This is a genomic window from Arthrobacter oryzae, assembly GCF_037911235.1.
GTDB classification, from domain to species: Bacteria; Actinomycetota; Actinomycetes; order Actinomycetales; family Micrococcaceae; genus Arthrobacter; species Arthrobacter oryzae_E.
Genome location: NZ_JBBLYW010000007.1, coordinates 17,428 through 39,044 on the forward strand (window position 1 = coordinate 17,428; position 21,617 = coordinate 39,044).

Genomic DNA, 21,617 nt, shown 5'->3' on the forward strand with positions numbered 1-21,617 from the left:
CCGTCGGCCTTGACCCGCTGTCCCGGGACCGTTGGGACCGGGCCCGCTACGGCAGCCGCGACGGCCGTAGCAGCGTGGGCGTCCCAGCGTTTGCGGGGTCGAGGGGCACCGGGCTGACCAGCACCGCCGGGCCGCGGTGCAGGAAGCCGCCCGAAATAACCTGGCAGCGCACGCCGCCCCGTCCCCGCATGGCCTTGTGTGCACCGGGCGCGAGCATCTGGTCCATCCAGGCGCAGGGATGAGCGGGTCGCCCGGCCCTGAGTCGAACCACTTCGCCGCGCGATTCCAAAGCAAACTCCCCGCCCAGCAACGGAGCCAGGTGCGCGCCCCGGAGAACAACGTTGCGCCGCGTCAACAGCGGGTCAAAAGGGCCTGCCCCCAGCTCCGCGGCCATAGCTTCGAGGGCCTCCACTGCGAGCAGCGTGACGGCGGCATCCATGTGGGCGGCCTTGCCGAAGAACCTGTCGCCGACTACGCCCTTGCCGGCCACGAGCTCCACCTGGTCCGCGTCCGTGGTGGGGACGTCGGCAGCACCTTCGCGTGCGCGGCCGAAGTAAGCGTGCGCGGGGGACACCAGCAAATGCAGGACCTCCACGTCGTACCGGTAGCTTCCCGTCATCCCCTAAAACTACCGTCCATCGGCGGGGCCGGCATGCGCTTCAGCCGTTGGCAGGCACTGACAGGGCCTCCCGCCACTCGACCGGGGCTAATACCGTTGATGGCATGACTGCAGACGAACAGGACCGGGCCGAGATCCTGGAGAACTACCGTGCCCAGCTGGAGGCCATGGTGGACGGCGACACCGAGGAGCTGGGGGTGCTCCTCACGGAGGACTTCTCGCTGACGCACATGACGGGCTACTTCCAGCCCAAACAGGAATGGCTGGCGCAGATGCGGGCCGGGCAGTTCGTCTACCACTCTGCCCGGGAGAAAGATGTCTCCGTTCACCTCAACGGCGACACCGCCCGGCTGGTGGGCAGGATCATCACCGACGCGACCGTCTACGGGGCACGGGCCAAGTGGCCGCTGCAGCTCGCCATGGACTTCATCCGCGTCGATGGGGACTGGCTCGCCTCCCGCTCGGAGGCCACCACCTGGTAGGTCCGGGGAAGCGGTAAGGCTTCTGCGCCTGCCGCACGGTGACACCTTCTGTTCACGGGCCAGCAACCGTGCGGTTCTCGCGCGTTATTCCGCGGCGGGCACTCTTTTCAGGCACCCTCTGCTCAGCGCCAGATCGCCTGAGCTGACACCCGTTGAGCCGCACCAAGGAGAACCTCCGTGCTCGTGAAAAGCGCTGCCACTGCCCTCGTGGCCCTCATGTCCTTGACCGGAATCGCGGGCGCTGCCGTAGCTGAACCGGTCTTCGCCCCCTCCGCCGAAGTCCGGCGCGGCGCGCCAGCCGTTGTACTCGGGGAGCCCCTGGCATCCGCGCACGCACACAACGACTACGAACACGCCCGGCCGCTGTTCGACGCCCTTGAGCACGGGTTCACCAGTGTGGAGGCGGACGTGTGGCTGGTCGACGGAGAACTCCTGGTGGCCCACGACCGCGAAGACGTCAAGCCCGGCGTGACCCTCGAAAGCCTCTACCTGGACCCGCTGGAGGAGCTCGTGCGGACCCAGGGCCACAGCGTGTATCCCCGGTGGGACGGCAGCCTGCAGCTGCTGATCGATATCAAGAGCGACGGCGAGTCCACCTACGCTGCCATCGAACAGGAACTTGGCGAACACCGGGCCATCATGAGCCGCTACACCCATGGCACCACCAAGACCGGGGCGGTCACCGCCGTCATCAGCGGGAACCGTCCGCTGGCCACCATGCAGGCACAGGAAAAGCGGTTCAGCTTCTACGACGGACGCTCCGGCGACCTCGCCTCCGGCATGCCGGCCGGGCTCATGCCGCTGGTAAGCGACAACTGGACCAAGCTGTTTACCTGGCAGGGGGTCGGACCCATGCCCGAGGCGGAGCGGGCCAGGCTGCACGCTTACGTGGAGACCGCCCACGCGGCTGGTTACAGGGTGCGCTTCTGGGCCACTCCGGACCAGCCAGGAACGGCTCGCGACGCAATGTGGACTGAGCTTTTCGAGGCCGGTGTTGACCACATCAACACCGACGACCTCGCCGCCCTGGACGCATTCCTTGGCTCCCGCAACTAATCAGCAAGCAGTACCCGGTCCCGCCACCGCAGACGTTCGAACCCCCTAGGACTCCACCATGACCTTCAAGATCTTTTCGGCAGCGACAGCTGCAGCCCTCCTCGCCGTCGGCGCCCTTGCGCCGTCCGCCGCAGCCACCGCCAGCAAAGACGAGGCTGCCAACCAGCAGGCGTTCAGCTTCGGTGTGATCGGCGATATCCCCTACGGCGAGGCCGAGATCGCAAAGTTCCCCTCGCGCATCCAGGACATCAACGCCGACCGCAGCCTGGATTTCGTGGCGCACGTAGGCGACATCAAGAACGGATCATCCGTTTGCTCGGATGAATACTTCGAACACATCCGCGCCGAGTTCGACACCTTCGAGCACCCCCTGGTCTACACACCCGGCGACAACGAATGGGTGGACTGCCACCGCGGAAACAACGGTGCGTACAACCCGCTGGAACGGCTGGACAAGCTCCGGGAGGTCTTCTTCGACGTGCCCGGCAAGACCCTCGGCGCGACCATGCCCGTGAAGTCCCAGGAAGAACTGGGGCTGCCGGAAAACGTCCGCTTCACCAGGAACCGTGTGGCGTTCTCCGTGGTGAACATCCAGGGCAGCAACAACTCGCTCCAGCCGTGGTCCGGCATCGGTGAAACGGCGGTCACGCCCGAGCAACAGGCTGAGGTGGACCACCGGACGAAGGCCGTCCTGGAACAGGTGCGGGACACCTTCAGCGACGCGGCCCGCCGCGACGACCGGGCAGTGGTCCTCATGACCCAGGCGGACATGTTCGACCCGTCGCTGCTGGCTGCGGCGTCGGCGAACCCGGCCTCGGTATCGGGCTTCCGTGAAATCATCGCGGCCATCGTCGAAGAGACCAACCGTTTCGACGGCCCGGTCTATCTCATCAATGGCGACAGCCACGTCTACGCCGAAAACCAGCCCCTGGCCGAAGGCTCGCCGTGGCTGGACATCTACGGCCAGGAGGCTGCCGACGATCTGCAGCGCATCACCGTGGACGGCTCAGCCAACGCCACCAATTACGTGAGGTTCACGGTCGCTGCCAACAATGCCGCCGGCCCGGGCACCCTGTCCTGGGAGAAGGTCCCCTTCAGGCAGTAGTTTCCTGCGAGAAAAAAACAGCAGACGACGACGGCGGGACGTCCCGCCGTCGTCGTCTGCCGTCCGGGTGATAATGAAGGCCCCGGACCGGAAGGCACCTTTATGGAAATGGCCAAGCCCACTGAAGCTGACAAAGAGCAGTTCAGATCGCTGGTGGCTGGGTTGCCGGGCATCGACGTCAAACCGATGTTCGGGAACCTCGGCGCCTTCGTCAACGGAAACATGTTCGCGGGGCTTTTCGGCTCCACCCTCGGTCTGCGGCTCGCTGACGCGGACCGCGACGAGCTGGTGAACAGCCACGAAACCCTGCCCTTCGGCCCGGCCGAACGCCCGATGGGCGGCTACGTCGGGCTCCCGGTCCAAGGCCCGCCGGATCAGATTGAGCCCTGGTTGGCGCGTGCGCTCGCCCACGTCGCCGGGCTGCCGCCCAAGGCTCCGAAGGCGGCCAAGTCTCCCAAGTCTCCTCAGGCGCCCAAGGCCCCGTGAACTACAGGCCACCCGCCGGGCCGCTGTCCCCGACGTGCTCAACGAGGGCGTCAAGGATGGGAAGCTGGCCTTTCACGAGCTTGGTGCGCGCTTCGGGCTCGCTGAACCAGCGGGCGTCGTCGATCTCCGGATAGTGGTTGATGACGCCTGACCCGCGGGGCCATTCGAGCGGGAAAGTGTTGCTCACGATCAGTTCGGGCCGGAAGTCCCACTCGGCCGCGAACGCCGTGATGACCTTGCCTGACCGTTGCCGGAAGGCCCCCAGTTCCATGTACTCAGCCGGGGGCGCCGGAGTGCCCATTTCCTCGGCGAACTCGCGGCGGGCGGCCGTTAGCGGGTCTTCGTCCTCAGCGTATTCACCCTTCGGGATGGACCATGCGTGCTCGTCCTTGCGGGCCCAGAACGGTCCGCCCATGTGGGCTATCCAGACCTCCAGGTGAGCTGCCGGGTTCCACCGGAACAGTAATATGCCTGCGCTTCGAACAGTCACGTTGCCTCCTGCTCCAAGGCTATACGCGGGCGGCGGCGAGGGTCGGCTCTCGGGTAGTGTGTGGGCATGGTGCGTGGACTTGCCGACATGGGAGCGGAAGCCGTTCTGCTCGCAGGGGCAGGACGGGCAATTTTGCTGCAGATCGCGAACCCGTCGGTGGGTCACGGCGTTGCCGAGCACAGCAATTTCGCCGATCGTCCGCTCGAACGGCTTCGCGCCACCCTCACGTACGTGTATGCCGTGGTGTACGGGACCGAAGACCAGGTGGCAGCTGTGCGCCGCAGCGTTAACCGCGCCCACGCGCCCGTCCGCCGTAAGCCCGGTGCAGGTTCCGCCGGCTACAGCGCCTTCGATGCGGAGTCCCAGCTCTGGGTGGTGGCAACCCTGTACGACACCGCCGTCACCATCTACGAAAGAATCTACGGTGCGCTGGACGACGAAGCCGCCGACGTCATGTATCAGGACTACGCCAGAATCGGGACGGCCCTGCAGCTTCCTGCGGACCTGTGGCCCGCCGACCGCGCCGCGTTCAGCCGCTACTGGGAGAGTTGCCTGAAGCGGCTGAAGGCCGACGACGTCACCTCGCGCGTGGCGCGCAGCCTGCTGTATCCGAGGGAGCCCCGGCCCTGGCAGCGCCTCGTGATGCCGCTGGCCCGCTTCGTCACCGCGGGCCTCCTGCCCGCGCGGCTGAGGCAGGACTTCGGGCTACCGTGGACTGAAAGTCACGGCCGCTGGTTCGACCGGAGCATGCGGTGGTCTGCCGTGGTCTATCCGCGGCTGCCGCAGCGGGTGCGGCACTGGCCCAAGAATTACTGCCTGGGCCGGCTCGCCGCAGCCTAGGGGAACGGGGTATCAGTGCGGAGTTTCACGTCCGTAGAGCGTTTGATCGATGAGCGGGCCCACAGGTTTTTGGACAGGGCTCCTGCCGGCGGTGCCCTGGCCGGCAGTGCCCGGTCCAGGCTCACGGAGCTTGTGGTCTTCGGCCTCAAGCAGGGCTGGGCATGCATCTTTGGCGCCGCGCTCCTCGCGGTGCTGCTTGCGGCACGGCTTTGGTACCCGGACGGCGCCGGTTTGGCCAGGAACGACTTCCTGACCCTTGCCGCCGTCGTCATCCAGGTCCTGATGGTGGCCACGCGGCTGGAAACTGTCCGCGAGCTCAGGGTCATTGTGCTGTTCCACCTAGTGGGGACGGTGATGGAGCTTTTCAAGACCGACGTCGGCTCGTGGTCCTACGAGGCCGAGGGCTTCCTGCGCATCGGGGCGGTCCCGCTCTTCAGCGGCTTCATGTATGCGGCGGTCGGGTCATACATGGTGCGCGTTTACCGGCTTTTCGACCTGCGCTTCACCCGGTACCCCCGGCGGCGGATCACGGCGGTCGTCGCCGCGGCCATCTACGTGAACTTCTTCACCCACCACTACATCTGGGACGCACGCTGGGTGCTGCTGGCCGCCGTCGCCGTCGTCTTTGGACGGTGCGTCATGCACTTCCGCGTGTTCCGCGGGAAGTTCCGGATGCCGCTGGTCCTGGCCTTCCTGCTGGTGGCGTTGTTCATCTGGATTGCGGAGAACATCGCCACCTGGTCCGGCGCGTGGCTTTACCCGAGCCAGGTGGACGGCTGGCACATGGTCTCGGCCGACAAACTGGTGTCCTGGTTCCTGCTGATGATCATCTCGGTGGTTCTGGTGGCCTGGGTCTACAAGCCCGAGGCCCCGGAGGGGGCAAGCGGTGAAGCGGCCGATGCACTACCTGCCCGCCGGCTCGAAAACCTGCCGGATGATGGTGGCCGCGGCGTCGACGGCGGCCTGGACGCGGCCCTCCCCGAGCGGCCGCCAGTTCATGGTCACAACCTCCACTGAGTCCGTTCCCCTCCGGGCGCCGACGCGGACATGCCAGCGGTCGGGATACTCAGCGTCCTGGTAGCTGAAGGCGTAGCTCGATTCGGCGTCGAACTTCACGTCCAGGTGTCTCACTGATGCCCAGGAGCGTGCGCCTTGGCCTTCAACGTTGGCCTTGACAGTGGTGCAGTCCGCGACAGCCGACGTCCGGGTGTCGAAGGGATAGGGCGGCTGGACCGCCGTCCCCGTGCTGATGGTCGTGATGCCGAGCGCGATCCCCTTGTCCTCCGTGGAGGCAATCGCCTTGGCCATGGTGGCGCCGCCCGCCAGTGACTCCCAGTACGTGGCGTCGTCGTATGCGCAGCTGGTCCGCGACGGCAGCGCGGAGGAAGCTGATGTCCTCGTGATCACCCGTGCTTCGGTGGTTTCCACGTAAAACTTCGGGGCTGCCGGTCCCGCCACGCCGGCCAGCAGCCGGGTGAGCTCTTCCGGGGTGCGGGCGCCGGCCGGGTTCGGCTGCGGCGAGCTGGGCGGGTTCTTCACCGCCTCGTCGATGAGTTCCCGGGCGAAGGCGGCCATGGAGTCCATGGCGCGTCCCGTCGTCTCGGGATTCACCGGCCAGAGCGTGAGGGCCATATCGATCGATAGGGTCCCGGCCAGCACCTGCATCCCAGCCAGACCGATGTCCGCCGCACCCAGGCCTTTCGCCTTCTGGACGGTCCCGTACGCCTTCTCCCCAACAGGCGGCTGGGTCACGAGCTGGACCATATACGTCGTGGTAAAACCGGGGGCGCCTCCGCCAGCGGCTGACACAGTGAAGGACCGTTCGAATTCCCCGCACTCCGACCTGAGGTCATCGGTGCCGCTGAAGTCTGCCGCAACCAGTTTCTCGTGCGGCGCACTCCTCACCGTAAACATGATGGTGGATGTCTGGGACTGCTCGGGGCCGAGCTGCAGGGTGCCCGCTGCAAAATTTATCTCAGTGTCCGTCCGCCGCGGATCGCTATCCGCAGTGGAAGGCAACCGGAACGCATCGCACTGCCCCGGAGTCGTGACGCTGGTGCTGGTGGGACCCTGCATCACCTCGGCCGTGCTGCGGAGGGTCAGGGTATCGATCACCATCCCCTGCAGGTTCCTTGACTGCACCACCGTTGTGGCGACATCCACGAGCTGCTGGTCGTCATAGACCTCTTCCGGCTGGGCAGATCCGGTCGATGAGCCCGATGGCGGGGACGACGTTGCCGTTCCGCTCGAGGACTGGCCGCCAGGTGCCGGGCCGCCGGGTGCCGGAGTGCACCCCGCGAGGACCACCGCCACAGCCGTGGCGGCTACCCAGCCGCGCCAGCGGCTGACGGCCCTACAGCCCGGCATTGGAGAACACACTGCCGAAGAATGCCGCGAACTCCTCGGCCTTGGCCTGGGCTTCGGCCAGCGAGGACGTCTGACTGCCGGCCTCCACTGACAGCGACCCCTTGCGGGCGCCGGCCCGGACATGCCACTCGCCCGTGCCGTCGGATACCTGGTAGGCGACGGCGTAGCCCGAGTCGGCGGCGATGGCGGTGTTCAGCTGCGAGACAGCCGACCACGGCCGCGGACCGCTGCCCACCATTTCCTCCTGGATCGTGGCGCAGTCGCGGAGTGCGGCGGCCCGGGCGTCAAACGGATACGGCGGCGTTGCCGTCGTCGGCATGCTGATCACGCTGAAAACGGTGTAGTCCATCTTGGTGGCACCCTGGATCTGCCCCTGACCGAGGACCGCGCCCACGAGCGAACCGTAGTATGCCGAATCGCTGAAGGTGCAGGGAGGTGCGGCCCCCTGTGAGGAGGGAGCGGACGCGGTGAAGCCGGGCACGGGGCCGATGACCGAAGCGCCAGGCAGGGTTACGGGATTCCCGTTCGGTCCGGTCACGTTCTTGAATAAGGCGACCAGATCGTCAGCCGAACGGGAGTTGGGCGGCAACGGGGCCACTGTCGGGGGCTTCTTCACGGCCTGGTCGATGAGCTCCTTCGCCAGGCCGGCCATGGAGTCGAGGGCGGGTTTGGCATCGGACTCGGAGTTGAGCACGGCCACCGAGAGATTGAGCGTGATGGACACGGTCCCTGCAAGCACCCGCAACCCGACCAGTCCGAAATCCCCTGGCCCCTTCGGCTTGGTGGTCTGCATCAAGCCGTATTGCTTCTCCCCGATTGGCTTCTCCCCGACCAGGGGAGCCGGCAGCAGCTGGAGTGCATATGTTGAGGTCCGTCCGGACTCCGTTGAGGCCAGGTCAAACTGGCTGCAGCGGGACGCCAGATCGTCCGTGTACGCGAAATCGGCCTTGTCGATGGCATCCTTTTCCGCGCTCCGGAGCGTGACCATGATGGTGGTGGTGGGCCCCGACGGTCCGCCGATTGGCATGACGCCCTCGGCAAAGTTCGCGCTCTTGTCCGCCCACCGGACGAAGGGGTTTTGGGGGACGAAGACGGCGCACTCACCAGGGGTTGCCTCGATGCTGACCTGAGGGAAAGTCCCGCTGGACGCTCCGCTGCGCTGGCGAGCCGAGTCCTGGGCGGCGGGGAACGGCATGTTCCGGCTTTGACCGACTCCGTTGATGATCGCCACGAGCTCCGCGTCGGTGAAGACCGCCTCCGGGAAACCGGGTGCTGGGGGGCTGCTTGATGAGGCCGTGGGTGTCGCAGACGGCGTCCCCTCCGACGGAGTGGTGCTCGGCGTGCCGCCCCCGGACGAACATCCCGCCACGGTCAACAGGGCCAACAGGGCGGCCACCGCGCCTCCGAGCCAACGACTGCCCGGTGTGCCCGCCCTGAACCTGCCGCCGGTTTCGACTCCACGAACGGACATCATCGGCCTCCTTAGCCAGAAGCCAAGGCTATGAGTCTGCGGCCATACCGGCTAGGGTATTTGGACCTCAGGCATGATCCCGCGAAACCGGGGGAACTAGCCCTCCAGGTAGCCGCCGCTGGCCCAGCGCCGCAGGGCCACCTTCTCGCCGTCGTCGAACTCCATGAGTGCCACCCGGCACAGTTCCTCCACGTTTTCGGTCCAGGCAGTCGCCAGGCCTTCCGCCGCCGCATTCTCATTGAGCGGATAGTTGACATAGCCCAGGCCTTGAATGACAAAGTTCACGGCGCCGCGGGACACGGGCTGACCCGCGGTGACACAGTCGTCACGGACCAGCCGGGACAGTTCGTTGCGGTTGACCGGCTCGTTGCGGTTGACCGGCGTTTCACGAAGCCTGGCCGCCATCGCCTGGAACAACTGCCGGAACTGGGCCTGGGAGAGCGCAGGCACGTCCGTCACCCTCGTGACCCGTTCTTCGATGCCGGGCTCGACGTCGGCATCCGTGGGCAGGTCGTCGCTGGAAAACCTCTGCGCGTCCCAGACCCAGCCGCCCCGTAAGGGGGAGTATTCGATGCCGTTGCCGATCTGGGCCACCCAGGTTCCGAACTTTCCACACCCGCCCCAGTCTGTCTTCAGGGACGGGTCAGCCGTCAGCGCCCGGTGGGCCACCATCGCCCCCACAACCGGGCCGGGGGCGGCGCGCACGAAGTCGCTGGCCTCCCGGACTGCGGCGGAAACATTCTTCGACGCGGTCCTGGGCTTCGTCTTTGCGGCCGCCTGGGCCTGCGGCGGCTGAACCGAGGCCACGGCATGGATCGGCTCTCCGGTGGTGCCGTTGAGGATGGCCACAAAGTCGTGGGACTCCACCACGCTGTCCGCCATCTCGCGGTAGGCAAAGGCCACGGCTCCGGCGGCGATCACCGTGGTCATCTTGTCAGCGGCCCGGAAGCGCTGGATGAGGGACGTGAAGTCAGCATCTGCGGAGGCGATGAAGAACTCGTCGATGTCTCCGCTGCCGGACAAGGTGTCCATCGCATCCAGGACAAGGTTGATGTCGGTGCTGCTCTTCCCGCGCTGCGTCAGCGACGGGCAGTCGATCACGCGGAAACCCGCACGGGTCCAGTACGTCCGGTACTTCGAGTACACCACCGGGTTGAGGTAGCAGTTGCGGATCAGGAAGCGGCGGGAGCTTTCGCCCGAGCCTCCGGCTGACAGTGCATCCGCCCAGTGTTTGGGATCCTCGGCGAACCGCTTTGCCGCCAGCGGATCGAGGGCCTGCAGGCCCGTATAAACGTTGTCGAAATCGACAAACATGGCCGCCCGGATTCCGGGTCGCCGGGAGGAGGACCGCGACTCTTTCATGTGCCCAGTGTGCCAGCAAGCCGGGGTTATCTGCGGAGCTTTTCGCGAAACACATGACCGCCCACTGCACCACAACTACCGTTAGCTGCAAAAAAGGCCGGCGGACGACGGCGGGACCTCCCGCCGTCGTACCCTTCTGTCAGGCACCGCAGCGATGCAGCCTGTCTGGTCTCACCTGACATGAAGCAACGGCACAACGAAGGGTATTTGCATGACGAGAATGCTGATTATTGGCCCGCCCGGTTCCGGCAAAGGCACGCAGGCGGAGCGGATCTCCGAGCGCCTCGGCGTGGTTGCGATCTCCACCGGCGACATCTTCCGCGCGAACGTGAAGGGCGGTACGCCCCTTGGCATTGAGGCCAAGAAGTACATGGACGTCGGTGACTTCGTCCCCGACAGCGTCACCAACGAAATGGTGCGCAGCCGCCTCAGCCAGGACGACGTCGAGAACGGCTTCCTGCTGGACGGTTACCCCCGGACCGCCGCCCAGGTTGACTATCTGGATGGGGTCCTGGCCCGCCGCGGGCAGCAGTTGGACGTCGTCCTGCAACTGACCGCCGACGACGACGAACTGGTCCGCCGGCTCCTGGGCCGCGCCCGGGAGACCGGCCGCAGCGACGACAACGAAGCCGTCATACGCCACCGGCTGGACCTGTACCACGAGCAGACCGAGAAGGTAGTGGCCAAGTATGCCGAGGGCGGCATATTGACCCAGGTCGATGGCATCGGCGGCATTGACGAAGTGACCGACAGAGTGATGGCGGCCATAGCAGCACCCCGCATAGCCTCGCTCGCCAGCGGAAGGTGACGCCGGACCACGGGAACCCGTGGTGACCATAGGCTCAAGCCGCAGGACGGCGGCGGGACCTCCCGCCGTCGTCCTCCGCTTCTTTTGCGGGGCTGCATTCCGCCAGCACTGGCTCATTGACACCCGGCCGCGACGGTCATATCCTACAACCAAATGGTTGTAGATCAGCTAAGTGACGCCGATGTTGACCGCCTGTTCCAGGCGCTCGCGGACACCACCCGCCGGGACATCGTCCGGCGGGTGACCGTGGCGGAGTATTCCGTTTCGGGGCTGGCTGCGCTCTACGCCATGAGCTTCGCCGCCGTCCAGAAACACGTGGCGGTGTTGGAGCGCGCTTCCCTGGTCACCAAGGAAAAGCGCGGAAGGGAACAGATCGTGCGGGGAAACCATGAAGGCCTGCAGAAAGCCCGCCGGTTGCTTGACGAGTATGAAGCGATCTGGCGGCAGCGCGCCGAGCGGATTGCAGACATTCTGGCTGAAGGATAGGAAGGTTGCACAATGCCTGTTATCAGTTCCACCAAGAATCTCGAGGCGCTCAGCTTGACCCTCGTGGCGGAGTTCGACGCCGGCGTCGAGCGCGTCTGGCAGATCTGGGAAGACCCCCGGCAGCTTGAGCGCTGGTGGGGCCCGCCCAACTACCCGGCCACGTTTGACCGGTTCGACTTCCAGCCCGGCGGGGAGGCCGGCTATTACATGACCACCCCCGAAGGCGAGAAGCCCCGAGGCTGGTGGAAATTCAGAACCATCGAGGCGCCGCGCAAGCTCGAATTTGATGACGGCTTCGCTGACGAAACCGGAGCGCCCGTGGATGCCATGGGCATCGCCCACGCCAGCGTGGACCTTGAAGACATCGGCGGCCGCACCCGGATGACCATCATGTCCACGTTCGAATCCGAAGAGCAGATGGAAGAGATGGTCAAGATGGGCATGGAGGAAGGCATGAAGGAGGCCGCGGGCCAGATCGATGCCCTGCTCGCCGAGCACTCCCACGCCTGACGCGGACCGCTGCTGACTGTTCAAGCCAAAAGGCCAGCGGACGACGGCGGGAATTCCCGCCGTCGTCCGCTGGCCTTTTGTTGCGTCTAAAGTCCGCGCCTAATACGCCTAGACAGTGGCGCCCTGGGCGGCGCTGCGGTTCAGGCTCACCGTGAAGGTGTTCGGCCCGCTGAGGGTGACGGCAACATCGTTCCGGTGGGCGTTGGCCTTCGTGGAAATGTCGTGCACCAGGGCGTCCAGCGTGTGGTCGATCGCGGAGCGGTCCCAGATCTTAAGGGTCACGGAGTGATTGGTTTCGAACGTCATTATTCGGTGCCTCATTCATCAATTTGGTCATGGGCTTCGCATCGGCGCGGAGCCCGGGACGGGTCTATCCATGAACGCTCAGAGGCCTTGCGCAGCTCGGCGAGCTCACTGGTTTGGCCTCGTTGCGTCCACCAGGTTGGGTCGTTCCTTGCCGCTGCATTATCTCCGCCGGAGCGCGAAATCAGGGCTGGTGCGGTTGTGAAAATCGCGTTCTCAACCGTCCTTTCCATGATGCACAGAGCGGTGGGGGCCTCTCAAGCCAATATCGGTTCATTGCGCGTGAGACTCATCACAGGGGCGCCCGGCGGAACTCGCCGCGGGCCCGTACCCATGCATCCATTGACAAGTGTACGGCGTACACCTATGGTCAACCGAAAGAGGTGTACGCCGTACACCCGCCAGCGAAGGACCCGCGATGCCAACGCAAACCATCAGCCCCGCAGCCGCACCCGTCCGGCGTTCCCGGCCCCAGTGGCCCGTACCGGCCGGCCTCATCCTGCTCAGCCTCATTCCGGTTATTTTCGGAGCACTCCGGCTGGCCGAGCTGTCGTCCGGCGCCGCGGTCACGCCCCAGAATGCGCGGTTCTTCGCCTCTCCCGTCCCGGTGGTGACACACATTGCCAGCGTCACCGTGTACTCCTTGCTGGGGGCTTTCCAGTTCGTTCCAGAACTTCGGGGCAGGCGCGGCTGGCACCGCATCGCCGGGCGCATCCTCATCCCTGCCGGCCTGCTCGCAGCACTCTCCGGACTGTGGATGTCCGTCTTCTACCCCCTCCCGGACGGCTACACCGACGTTCCGCTCCGGCTGTTCTTCGGGTCGGCCATGCTGGTGAGCATCGTCCTGGGGCTCTTCGCGATCCGGCGCCGGGACTTCACGGGGCATAGTGCCTGGATGACGCGCGCCTACGCGATTGCCGTCGGCGCGGGAACCCAGGCCTTGGTGGGCATTCCCTGGCTGCTTCTGGTCGGCCCCACCGACGTGCCCACCCGCGCAGTGCTCCTGGGGGCGGGCTGGGTGATCAACGTGGCGGTGGCCGAGTACGTCATCCACCGCCGCGCCCGGCGGGCGGCGGGCGGAGTCCGCCGGCCGGTCAGTACGCCTTCACCCGCTGCTCCACGATGAGGTGAATGAGGGCAAACGTCCCGTCCCGGTCGATGGCCTGGAACGCGGCGTCGAGCGCGGCCGGCACGTCCTCGTCACGGGTGACCGTGATGCCGAACCCGCCGAAGGCCCGCGCCATCAGTCCGAAGTCGGGGTTCTTCAGCTGCGTCCCCGAAACACGGGTCGGGTAGTGCCGTTCCTGGTGGGTGCGGATGGTGCCGTACTCCTGGTTGTCCATCACGATGATGAGCGGCGTGGCCCCGTACTGGGCGGCGGTGGCCAGTTCCTGCCCGTTCATCAGGAATTCCCCGTCACCCGCAATGGTCACCACCCGGCGCTGCGGACCGGCCAGTGATGCGGCGATGGCCGAGGGGATGGAATAGCCCATGGAACCGTTCCTGGCGCTGATCATGGAGGCGTAGCGGCGCGTGGGGAAGTACCGGTGCGCCCAGTTGGTGTGTTCGCCTGCCCCGAACGTCACCATGGCATCCCCGGGCAGCCGCGGAACGAGGTTGGCCATCAGGGTGTCCATTCTGGCGGGCCCTTCAGCCGGAGCGGCGGGCGGCAGGGCGGCGAAGGATTCCTGCTCGGTCCGCATCCTGGCCGTCCATGATTTCCACTCTTCTTTCACGGGCAGGTCGATGTCCAGCAGATCGCGGACGAAGGCATCCGGCTTGGCCACGATCTGCCGCGAGACGGGGCCTGAGCGGCCGCGCAGCGAGGGGTCGATGGTCACCAGGAAGTTCTGCTTGTTCCAGTCCTGCCGGCACACAAATCCGTCCGTAATCACGTCGCCGGGGACTGTCCCTACGAACACGAGCAGGTCGGTTTCCTCCAGGAGGTCGTACGTGGGGCGGGGGCGACCGTAGCCGATCGGGCCTACGTAGGACGGCGAGTCGAAGGAGACGGTGCCCTGCGTCCGCCATTCCGCGGCGGCCGGGATGTGGTGCTTTTCGAGCCAGCCGGTGAGCTTGCCGGCCGCCTCCTGGGTCCAGTCGTTGCCGCCGGTGACAAACAGCGGCTTCCTGGAAAGTGCAAGGGCGCCGGCGAGTGCTTCGGCATCCGTGCTGCTCATCCCGCCTGTGGCAACCGGGATAGCGGGATGCAGCGCCGGATCAACCTGCTGCCGGATGATGTCTTCCGGCAGCCCCACCACAACGGGTCCCGGGCGGCCGCTCATGGCCGCGAACATGGCTTCGGCAACAATCTCGGACGCCCGCTCGGCATGGTCAAGCACCATGACCCGCTTGGCTCCGGTGTCGAACCAGGCCTTGATGTCGAATTCCTGGAACGCCTCGCGGTCACGGTGCGCAAACGGGATGAGCCCGACGAAGAGCAGCATGGGGGTGGAATCCTGCCAGGCGGTGTGCAGGCCGACGTGGGCGTTGGCCGCACCGGGTCCGCGGGTGACCATGGCCACGCCCGGGCTCTGGTTCATCTTGCCATCGGCTTCGGCCATGTACGCGGCGCCGCCTTCATGCCGGCAGACCACGGTGTCGATGTCCGAACCGTGCAGCCCGTCCAGTACGTCCAGGAAGCTTTCGCCGGGAACAACGTAGGTGCGCTCCACCCCATGGGCCACGAGGGAGTCAACAATCACGTGCCCGGCGGACTTCAGGGCCCCGCCGCCGTCCATGGCCTCCCGGACAGCCGGGGGGAGGTGCTGTTCCGCGAGGTGGTTGAGGGTGTCGCCGTCGATCGGCTGTGTGTCGGTTGCTGTCATGGTGGATGCGGACTCCGTTGTCATCACTACTTGTTTCTTGGGTTGGGTGTTGGTTTAGGTGCGTTGGGTGGGGGCGCCGTTGGCGCCTAGTCGGTTTCCGGTCCGGTGCAGAAGAAGCAGCCGTCCTCGCAGCTGTCCGTCGGCTGGTTTTCCGTAGGCGGCCGATCGGACCGGGGGCTCTGCAGGTTTTGTCGGTTCATGGCAGGCTTTCGTCGGTTGTTGATGGGGTCTGGGGCTGCGGAGCCGGGGGCGGGACTTCCTACCGGATTGGAGTCGGGTTGGCCACCACGGGCGCCGCGCCGGTGTAGCCGTCACGTGCCTCGGCGATTTCGTGGATCTGTTTGCGGCAGGCGTACCAGCCGGCGACCATAAGGGCGCAGGCGATGAGGGTAACCAAGAGGGTGAGCGGGGAGTCGATGAAGACCATCACCAAGACGCTGGCGAGGAACAGGAGCGAGAGGTAACCCGTGTAGGGAGCGCCGAACATCCGGAAGGACGGGCGCTTCAGCCAGCCCCTGTCTGCCCAGCGTTTGAGCTGGATCTGGCAGAGGACGATGGTGGCCCAGGTCATGATGATGCCTACGGAGGCTACGTTCAGCACGATCTCGAAGGCTTGGGCCGGGACCAGGTAGTTCAGCGGGACGCCGAGGAGGGAAACGCCGGCAGTGAGGGCGATGCCGCCGTAGGGGACGCCTGCCCTGTTCATTCGCTGGGCGAATCGGGGAGCGGAGCCGGCCATGGACATGGAGCGCAGGATCCGGCCGGTGGAGTAGAGGCCGGCGTTGAGGGAGGACAGGGCGGCGGTGAGGACCACGAGGTTCATGATGACGTCCACGCCCTGGATTCCGATGGAGCCGAAGAACGTCACGAACGGGCTGACACCCTTTTCGTAGGAGGTGTACGGCAGGAGCAGGGCGAGGAGGATGACGGAGCCGACGTAGAACACGGCGATGCGGAAGACCACGGAGTTGATGGCCTTGGGCATGATCTTTTCAGGGTTCTCGGTTTCGCCGGCGGCGGTGCCGACGAGTTCGATGGAGGCGTAGGCGAACAGGACGCCCTGCATGAGGATGATCATGGGCAGCAGGCCGTTGGGGAAGATCCCGCCGTTGTCGGCGAGGAGGCTCAGGCCCACCTGCTGGCCGTCCACGGGGGTGCCGAAGATGACGAAGTAGGTGCCGACCACGAGGAAGATAACCAGGGCGGCGACCTTGATGATGGCGAACCAGAATTCCATCTCGCCGAAAACCTTGACTGAGACGAGGTTCAGGCACAGCACGACAATGAGGGCAGTCAAGGCCCACGCCCATTGCGGGACGTCCGCCATCCAGGGGACGTATTTGCCAAAGAAGTCCATGTAGAGCGCTGCTGCGGTGATGTCCACGATGGTGGTGGTGGCCCAGTTGATCCAGTAGAACCAGCCCGAGATAAAGGCTGCTTTCTCGCCGAAAAATTCACGGGCGTAGGAGACAAAGGAGCCCGACGACGGTCGGTGCAGCACCAGTTCGCCCAGTGCGCGGAGAATCAGGAAGGCGAAGAAACCGCACACGGCGTAGGCGATCACCAGCGATGGACCGGCCGCGTTGAGGCGGCCGCCGGCGCCGAGGAACAGTCCGGTGCCGATCGCGCCGCCGATCGCGATCATCTGGATCTGCCGCGGTTTCAGGCTCTTGTGGTAGCCCTTGTCCTCCGCATGAAGGAGTCTGTCAGAGGCGTGCGCGTGGCCGCCGTCTGCCTCGTACTGGCCAACCTCGTCATTGGGGTTGTTGGACATGGGTGATCCTTTCGACCGGTTGAAGATCTAAATGGGGGTTCTAGCGGGAGTTATGGGAAAAAGCTGAGGGGCAGATCAGAAAACAGACCAGCCGGTGCGGTCGGCCAGATCGGCAAGGGCCGCAGTTCCGGCCAGAGAATTTCCTTTGGCATCCAGCCGGGGGCTCCAGACGCAGATGGCGCCTTCGCCGGGGACGATGGCCAGGATTCCGCCGCCCACGCCGCTCTTCCCCGGAAGGCCGACGCGATAGGCAAATTCGCCGGCGGCGTCATACATGCCGCACGTCAGCATGATGGAGCTGATGCGTTTGGCCTCACTCCGGGAGACCACGGTGCCCTGCGCGCCCCGGCCGTCCTGGGCGAGGAAGAGCGCCGCCTTCGCCATCTCCACGCAGCTCATCATGATGGAGCACTGCCGGACGTAGTTCTCCACCACTGTTTGGGCGGGGCGCCGGAGGTTGCCGAAGTCCTTCAGAAAGTGGGCAAGGGCAAGGTTGCGGCTGCTGTTGGCGAGCTCGCTGTCCGCGGCCGCCTCGTCGATGAACGGGCCCTGTCTGCCATTTTGGCAGCCCGCTTGCCGGGAGAGGAAGCGCAGGACATGGTCGGCGGCGTCGGGAAATCTTTCCATGAGGTGGTCAGTGACCACCAGGGCGCCCGAGTTGATGAAAGGGTTCCGGGGGATCCCGTGCTCCACTTCGAGCTGCACCAGGGAGTTGAAGGAGGTGCCTGACGGTTCGCGGAGCACCCGGGACCAGAGCGCGCCGGGGTCATCTGCGCTGAGTGCCAGGGCCAGTGTGAAGACCTTGGAGATGCTCTGGATGGAGAAGGGGAGATCGGCGTCGCCGGCGCTGAATACGTCCCCGGAACATGTGGCCACCGCAATCCCGAATCGGTTGAATGGCGGGGATGACAGGTGGGGGATCCCGGCGGGAACTGATCCTGCTTCAGCCCCGGGCCTGTGGCTTCGCACGATGTCGTCCAGGACCAGGCCGAGGGGCGGAGATTCGATTGCTGTCTTCATGTGTTGCCCAGGTGCTCCTTATGCTTGCCGGCCCACTCCTGGATGTGGAGCAGGGCGACCAGTGAATGGCGGGGATCGCTGAAGTTCAAACCGGTAACCCGGCTGGCCTTGCTGATCCTGTAATAGACAGTGTTCTTGTGCAGCTTCATGCGCTTTGAGCACTCGCTGACGTCCAGCGACGCCTCGAAATACACCCGAAGGGTCTCGGCCAGTTCTCCGTCGTCGCGGAGGAGGGACCAGAGGCTGCGATGGCGGAAAGCGGAAGCTGCGAAATTTTCAAGAGCTTCATGGAAGAGGATGTCCGCTTCGAAATCGTCCACGGTGGCCACCGCTGCGGCCCCGGAGCGCCGCAGGCAGCCGAGCAGGGCCTCCGTTTTGGCGGTCACGGAATGAATCGACAGCAGGTCCGCTGCGATTGGTCCCACCGCGGCGAAGGGACTGATGCCCAGATGCTTTCCGGCGTCCCGCACGATGGCCTCTGCCAGGCTTCGAAGTCCGGCTTCGGCGTTGGTGGACTGGAGCGCCGGGATGATCACAGCGGTATCGCCGTGGAACTGTCCCACGATGGCTGACTGTTTGTAGGCAGCCGCATGGATGGAGGCGAGGTTGGCGAGTTCCCCGTGTTTGAGCGCTGCGTCGTCCGCTTGCGCTTCAGTTGCTGACATTCCGATCAGCAGCAGTGCCGAGGGCCGGTCCGCCGGGATCTTCTCGCTGTGGGCGCTCGCTGCGGCTTCCTCCGGACCCGAGAGGATCCGCGCAATCCGGTCCTCCCGCATGTGCACCGACTGCTGGTTGCGGTAGCGGATCAACTCGGCTGACACCCGCGCCGCAGATCCGGTGAGGACGTAGTCGACGTCGGCCCCGAAACCGCCTCCGGTTTCCTGCAGCCAGATGTATCCCATGATGCGGTCTCCGGCGAACAGGGTGACGGCGATGCGCTCACGGAGGCCGTCCTGGGGCCGGGCCGGAACCCTGACCGGCAGCCGGGTGCGGTGCAGTTCGCGGTAGGCGCCGAGGTCCTTGAGCAGGAGTTCGTATTTTCGCGGACCGCGGCGGGCTAGGATCGATGCCTTGCGGAGCTCATCGATGTCATTCGTCACCGTTGAATAAGCCAGAACCTTGTTGGCGGCGTCCTCGATGACCACGTGGCTCGACGTCAGGCGTGCGGTGGTCTGCGCGATGGCGAACAGGTCCTCTTCCAGCAGCGTCAGCACTTCGCTCTGGTAACTGCGGGGCGTGATCCGGTCCTTGGCTATGGACAGGAGCCGGTCCCAGTCAGCGGCCGGGTCCACCACGAGAAGCCCTGTTCCGGCTGCCCGCAGCAGCTCTTCAGCTTCCTCGAGTTCGCCGGGAGTGCCCTTGACGGCCAGCACCAGGGGAGGATTCTTCAGAAGGCGTCGCAGCGCCGGCAAAGCGGAGCGTCCGCGGACCCCGATCAGCAGGACAAACGCGTCGCCGCCGTCGGACGTCCCGTCGTCGGCGTCGACAATCAGGAACCGTTCAATCGGCGAATCTGCGCGGGACGGCCGGAGGATGAGACTGGCGAAACCCAGGGGGAGATCCGACAGGATGTCGTCCACTGTAGCTGCGGCCATGGGCTTCCTTCTGTATAGATACCCGCCCGGACGGCTCTGTCCGGTCACCCAATGCTATCCAGAGCATTTCCCGGAAAATATGGGTTCCGGACCAAATCCGGCGGCACCTTTTAGGTCCCTGAACCAAGGCGGGGTTGGCTGGGGGAGAAGGGCATGGGCTCATCCCCGAAAGGCACGGCTAAGAGCACAGCGGACGACGGCGGGAGGTCCCGCCGTCGTCCGGTCGCCAGGTAGCCCGCGCCTTTCAGTTAGGAGTCCGACACTCTTCTTTCAGGGGCGAGGGCGTAGAACGGTGTGAACCGGCTTCTTTCTCCGGGGGCAATGTCGGAACGGACGATCGCGGCGCTCTCAAGCGCGGCCAGATGGTGCCTGACTGAGTCCCGGCAGCAGGCGATGCCGTTGCTGATGTCGGCTACTTTGCTTGCGCCGTTGCTCGCAAGGTAGTCGACGATTTGTGCCTTGATCGGTGTTCTTGGCGTCTTTTTCCGCCGTTGTATGGTTTGCGCGTCCGTCGGGCTCTGAAGCTCTAAGTCAGCGGTCATTGGCCATGGCCTTTCGTTCGGTGGGGTGGATTTGGCTGGTTGAAGCGGGTGGGGCCGGGCGGGAGCGGTCAGTGCATCGAAACGCGCTCAGGCTCCCTGCTGTATTCGGTGTCGTTGGCGCCGTGGGAGGTTGCGGAGGGCGCCGCTTCGAGGCGGGAAGAAGACTTGTCGTGCTTTTGGCCGATGACGGCAGTGGCGATGGCATTTCCCAGGATGTTGGTGGCGGTGCGTCCCATGTCCAGGAGCTGGTCGATAACCAGCAGGACGCCGATCCCGGCGGCGGGGATGCCAAAGGCGGGCACGACGGCGGCAACCACCACGAGCGATCCGCGCGGCACGCCGGCCATGCCTTTGCTGCTGAGCAGCAGCATGGCGGTCATCGCGATCTGCTGGCCCAGGTCCATGTCGATGCCGTAGGCGTTGATCAGGAAGACCGACGCGAACGTCATGTACATCATGGAACCGTCCACGTTGAAGGAGTAGCCGAGGGGAAGCACAAAGCCCGTGGTGCGCTTCTCGATGCCAAATTTTGTGAGGCCTTCAATGAGCTTGGGCAGGGCGGCCTCGCTGCTGGAGGTGGCGAAGGCGATGACCATGGGTTCACGCACGATCCGGACCAGCCTGAAGGCAGCCGTTCCGAGGAAGCCGACAGCGACGGCGATCATGAAGATCCAGAGTGCCGAGAGGGACAGGTAGAAACCGCCGATGAATGACGCATAGGTGGCAAAGGCGTCCAGACCCTGGGACGTGAAGGCCGCTGCGATGCCGGCAAAAACGCCCACCGGGGCAGCTTTCATGACATATCCGGTGACTTTGAGCATGACGCCCATCAGTTCATCGATCGCATCAGCGATGGAGGAGCGGCCCTTCTTCCGAAGGTTCAGCAGGGCGATTCCGAAGAGCGCGCCGAACACCAGGATCTGCAGGGGGTTGTTTGCCGTCAGGGCAGCGAAGACGCTTGTGGGGATGATGTGGGTCATGAACTCGGCGTAATCGAGCGGCTTTGTCTCCATTCCCGCGTCACCGCCCGGCATGAGGTTCAGGCCGTCACCCACGTTGAGCACATGCGCGGTGATGAAGCCGAAAGCGCCCACCAGGACGGAAGCGGACAGGAACCAGATCATCGACCGGCCGAACAGCTTCCCCACGCCGGCGGACTTGGCAGCACCCGCGATGCCGGAGACCAGCGTGGCGAAGATGAGCGGGGCGATGATCATCTTGATCAGGTTCAGGAACATGTGCGTCACGGTGTCCAGAACCGACACGACGGACTCGCGGGCGGCGTCCGGTAGCAGCCAGTGGAACAAAAGCCCGCTGACAATTCCGAAAACGAGTGCTGCCAGGATCCACATGGTTGATTTGTTTTTCATGATCACTCCTTGGGGTGAAGCCGGGGATATTTGGGCACGGCGGTGTGCCCCTGCTCCCTGGGTCGGGTGGGGTGTGGTGGTGTGGTGCGGGATTTACCGGTTG

At 65.3% G+C, this 21,617-nt stretch carries 23 protein-coding genes; 11 read left to right on the forward strand and 12 right to left on the reverse strand.

The genetic code is table 11. From position 1 onward, the window contains the following. Positions 1-46: 46 nt before the first annotated feature. A complete protein-coding gene (locus WMN78_RS02595) occupies positions 47-619 on the reverse strand; it encodes an MOSC domain-containing protein (RefSeq protein ID WP_340531848.1) in 573 nt (190 codons plus the stop codon). Positions 620-723: 104 nt separating this feature from the next. Between WMN78_RS02595 and WMN78_RS02600 the strand changes: the two genes are divergently transcribed. The 4 genes from WMN78_RS02600 to WMN78_RS02615 all read left to right on the forward strand — a co-directional run bounded on the left by WMN78_RS02600 (position 724) and on the right by WMN78_RS02615 (position 3,748). Next, positions 724-1,101 carry a nuclear transport factor 2 family protein gene (locus tag WMN78_RS02600; protein ID WP_340531849.1) on the forward strand — a complete coding sequence of 126 codons (378 nt, stop codon included), beginning with the start codon at positions 724-726 and terminating at the stop codon, positions 1,099-1,101. Between the two features lie 177 nt (positions 1,102-1,278). After that, entirely contained in the window at positions 1,279-2,157 is an 879-nt protein-coding gene (locus WMN78_RS02605; protein ID WP_340531850.1) for a phosphatidylinositol-specific phospholipase C/glycerophosphodiester phosphodiesterase family protein, read from the forward strand. A gap of 58 nt (positions 2,158-2,215) precedes the next feature. Further along, entirely contained in the window at positions 2,216-3,262 is a 1,047-nt protein-coding gene (locus WMN78_RS02610) for a metallophosphoesterase (RefSeq protein ID WP_340531851.1), read from the forward strand. 102 nt (positions 3,263-3,364) lie between these two features. Continuing rightward, positions 3,365-3,748 carry a TfoX/Sxy family protein gene (locus WMN78_RS02615; protein ID WP_340531852.1) on the forward strand — a complete coding sequence of 128 codons (384 nt, stop codon included), beginning with the start codon at positions 3,365-3,367 and terminating at the stop codon, positions 3,746-3,748. A gap of 1 nt (position 3,749) precedes the next feature. On the opposite strand, the gene WMN78_RS02620 is transcribed toward WMN78_RS02615, so the two are convergent. Further along, complete coding sequence (locus tag WMN78_RS02620; protein WP_340531853.1) at positions 3,750-4,238, reverse strand: NUDIX domain-containing protein; 489 nt, start codon at positions 4,236-4,238, stop codon at positions 3,750-3,752. Between the two features lie 66 nt (positions 4,239-4,304). Here WMN78_RS02620 and WMN78_RS02625 point away from each other — a divergent pair, with 66 nt between their 5' ends. Together WMN78_RS02625 and WMN78_RS02630 are read left to right on the forward strand one after the other, a co-directional pair. Next, positions 4,305-5,078 (forward strand): oxygenase MpaB family protein, encoded by a 774-nt coding sequence (locus tag WMN78_RS02625; RefSeq protein ID WP_340531854.1) that lies wholly within the window; start codon positions 4,305-4,307, stop codon positions 5,076-5,078. A 15-nt stretch (positions 5,079-5,093) separates the two neighbouring features. Next, complete coding sequence (locus tag WMN78_RS02630) at positions 5,094-6,095, forward strand: DUF817 domain-containing protein (protein WP_340531855.1); 1,002 nt, start codon at positions 5,094-5,096, stop codon at positions 6,093-6,095. Here the strand turns inward: WMN78_RS02630 and WMN78_RS02635 are convergent. Both WMN78_RS02635 and WMN78_RS02640 read right to left on the reverse strand, forming a co-directional pair. Then, positions 5,982-7,445 carry a hypothetical protein gene (locus WMN78_RS02635; protein WP_340531856.1) on the reverse strand — a complete coding sequence of 488 codons (1,464 nt, stop codon included), beginning with the start codon at positions 7,443-7,445 and terminating at the stop codon, positions 5,982-5,984. The genes WMN78_RS02630 and WMN78_RS02635 overlap by 114 nt on opposite strands. Next, the gene (locus WMN78_RS02640) at positions 7,432-8,640 is read right to left on the reverse strand and encodes a hypothetical protein (RefSeq protein ID WP_340531857.1); all 1,209 of its coding nucleotides are present in this window, start codon (positions 8,638-8,640) and stop codon (positions 7,432-7,434) included. The genes WMN78_RS02635 and WMN78_RS02640 overlap by 14 nt, the downstream gene beginning before the upstream one ends. Positions 8,641-8,665: 25 nt before the next feature. On the opposite strand from WMN78_RS02640, the gene WMN78_RS02645 reads away from it, so the two are divergent. Then, a complete protein-coding gene (locus WMN78_RS02645) occupies positions 8,666-8,950 on the forward strand; it encodes a hypothetical protein (RefSeq protein ID WP_340531858.1) in 285 nt (94 codons plus the stop codon). Positions 8,951-9,012: 62 nt separating this feature from the next. Here the strand turns inward: WMN78_RS02645 and WMN78_RS02650 are convergent, their stop codons facing one another. After that, positions 9,013-10,278: an NYN domain-containing protein gene (locus WMN78_RS02650; RefSeq protein WP_340531859.1), complete on the reverse strand. Its 1,266-nt coding sequence runs from the start codon at positions 10,276-10,278 to the stop codon at positions 9,013-9,015. A 220-nt stretch (positions 10,279-10,498) separates the two neighbouring features. On the opposite strand from WMN78_RS02650, the gene WMN78_RS02655 reads away from it, so the two are divergent. The 3 genes from WMN78_RS02655 to WMN78_RS02665 all read left to right on the forward strand — a co-directional run bounded on the left by WMN78_RS02655 (position 10,499) and on the right by WMN78_RS02665 (position 12,082). Beyond that, positions 10,499-11,086: an adenylate kinase gene (locus WMN78_RS02655; RefSeq protein ID WP_340531870.1), complete on the forward strand. Its 588-nt coding sequence runs from the start codon at positions 10,499-10,501 to the stop codon at positions 11,084-11,086. Positions 11,087-11,239: 153 nt separating this feature from the next. Beyond that, positions 11,240-11,572, forward strand: a complete 333-nt coding sequence (locus WMN78_RS02660) for a metalloregulator ArsR/SmtB family transcription factor (RefSeq protein WP_340531860.1) — start codon at positions 11,240-11,242, stop codon at positions 11,570-11,572. A 12-nt stretch (positions 11,573-11,584) separates the two neighbouring features. Continuing rightward, on the forward strand, positions 11,585-12,082 hold the full coding sequence (locus WMN78_RS02665) for an SRPBCC domain-containing protein (protein ID WP_340531861.1): 498 nt from the start codon (positions 11,585-11,587) through the stop codon (positions 12,080-12,082). Positions 12,083-12,190: 108 nt separating this feature from the next. Here the strand turns inward: WMN78_RS02665 and WMN78_RS02670 are convergent, their stop codons facing one another. Next, entirely contained in the window at positions 12,191-12,388 is a 198-nt protein-coding gene (locus tag WMN78_RS02670) for a hypothetical protein (protein WP_340531862.1), read from the reverse strand. A 415-nt stretch (positions 12,389-12,803) separates the two neighbouring features. On the opposite strand from WMN78_RS02670, the gene WMN78_RS02675 reads away from it, so the two are divergent. Then, positions 12,804-13,511, forward strand: a complete 708-nt coding sequence (locus tag WMN78_RS02675; RefSeq protein WP_340531863.1) for a DUF2306 domain-containing protein — start codon at positions 12,804-12,806, stop codon at positions 13,509-13,511. Here the strand turns inward: WMN78_RS02675 and WMN78_RS02680 are convergent. The 6 genes from WMN78_RS02680 to WMN78_RS02705 all read right to left on the reverse strand — a co-directional run bounded on the left by WMN78_RS02680 (position 13,480) and on the right by WMN78_RS02705 (position 21,514). After that, complete coding sequence (locus WMN78_RS02680; RefSeq protein ID WP_340531864.1) at positions 13,480-15,237, reverse strand: thiamine pyrophosphate-dependent enzyme; 1,758 nt, start codon at positions 15,235-15,237, stop codon at positions 13,480-13,482. The genes WMN78_RS02675 and WMN78_RS02680 overlap by 32 nt on opposite strands. A gap of 235 nt (positions 15,238-15,472) precedes the next feature. Further along, positions 15,473-16,987: an amino acid permease gene (locus WMN78_RS02685; protein ID WP_340531865.1), complete on the reverse strand. Its 1,515-nt coding sequence runs from the start codon at positions 16,985-16,987 to the stop codon at positions 15,473-15,475. A gap of 75 nt (positions 16,988-17,062) precedes the next feature. Beyond that, positions 17,063-18,007 (reverse strand): glutaminase, encoded by a 945-nt coding sequence (locus tag WMN78_RS02690; RefSeq protein WP_340531866.1) that lies wholly within the window; start codon positions 18,005-18,007, stop codon positions 17,063-17,065. Beyond that, entirely contained in the window at positions 18,004-19,602 is a 1,599-nt protein-coding gene (locus WMN78_RS02695; protein ID WP_340531867.1) for a PucR family transcriptional regulator, read from the reverse strand. Before WMN78_RS02695 ends, WMN78_RS02690 begins: the two co-directional genes overlap by 4 nt. A gap of 248 nt (positions 19,603-19,850) precedes the next feature. Beyond that, positions 19,851-20,144 (reverse strand): hypothetical protein, encoded by a 294-nt coding sequence (locus WMN78_RS02700; RefSeq protein WP_340531868.1) that lies wholly within the window; start codon positions 20,142-20,144, stop codon positions 19,851-19,853. A gap of 68 nt (positions 20,145-20,212) precedes the next feature. Then, complete coding sequence (locus WMN78_RS02705) at positions 20,213-21,514, reverse strand: dicarboxylate/amino acid:cation symporter (protein WP_340531869.1); 1,302 nt, start codon at positions 21,512-21,514, stop codon at positions 20,213-20,215. Positions 21,515-21,617 lie beyond the last annotated feature (103 nt).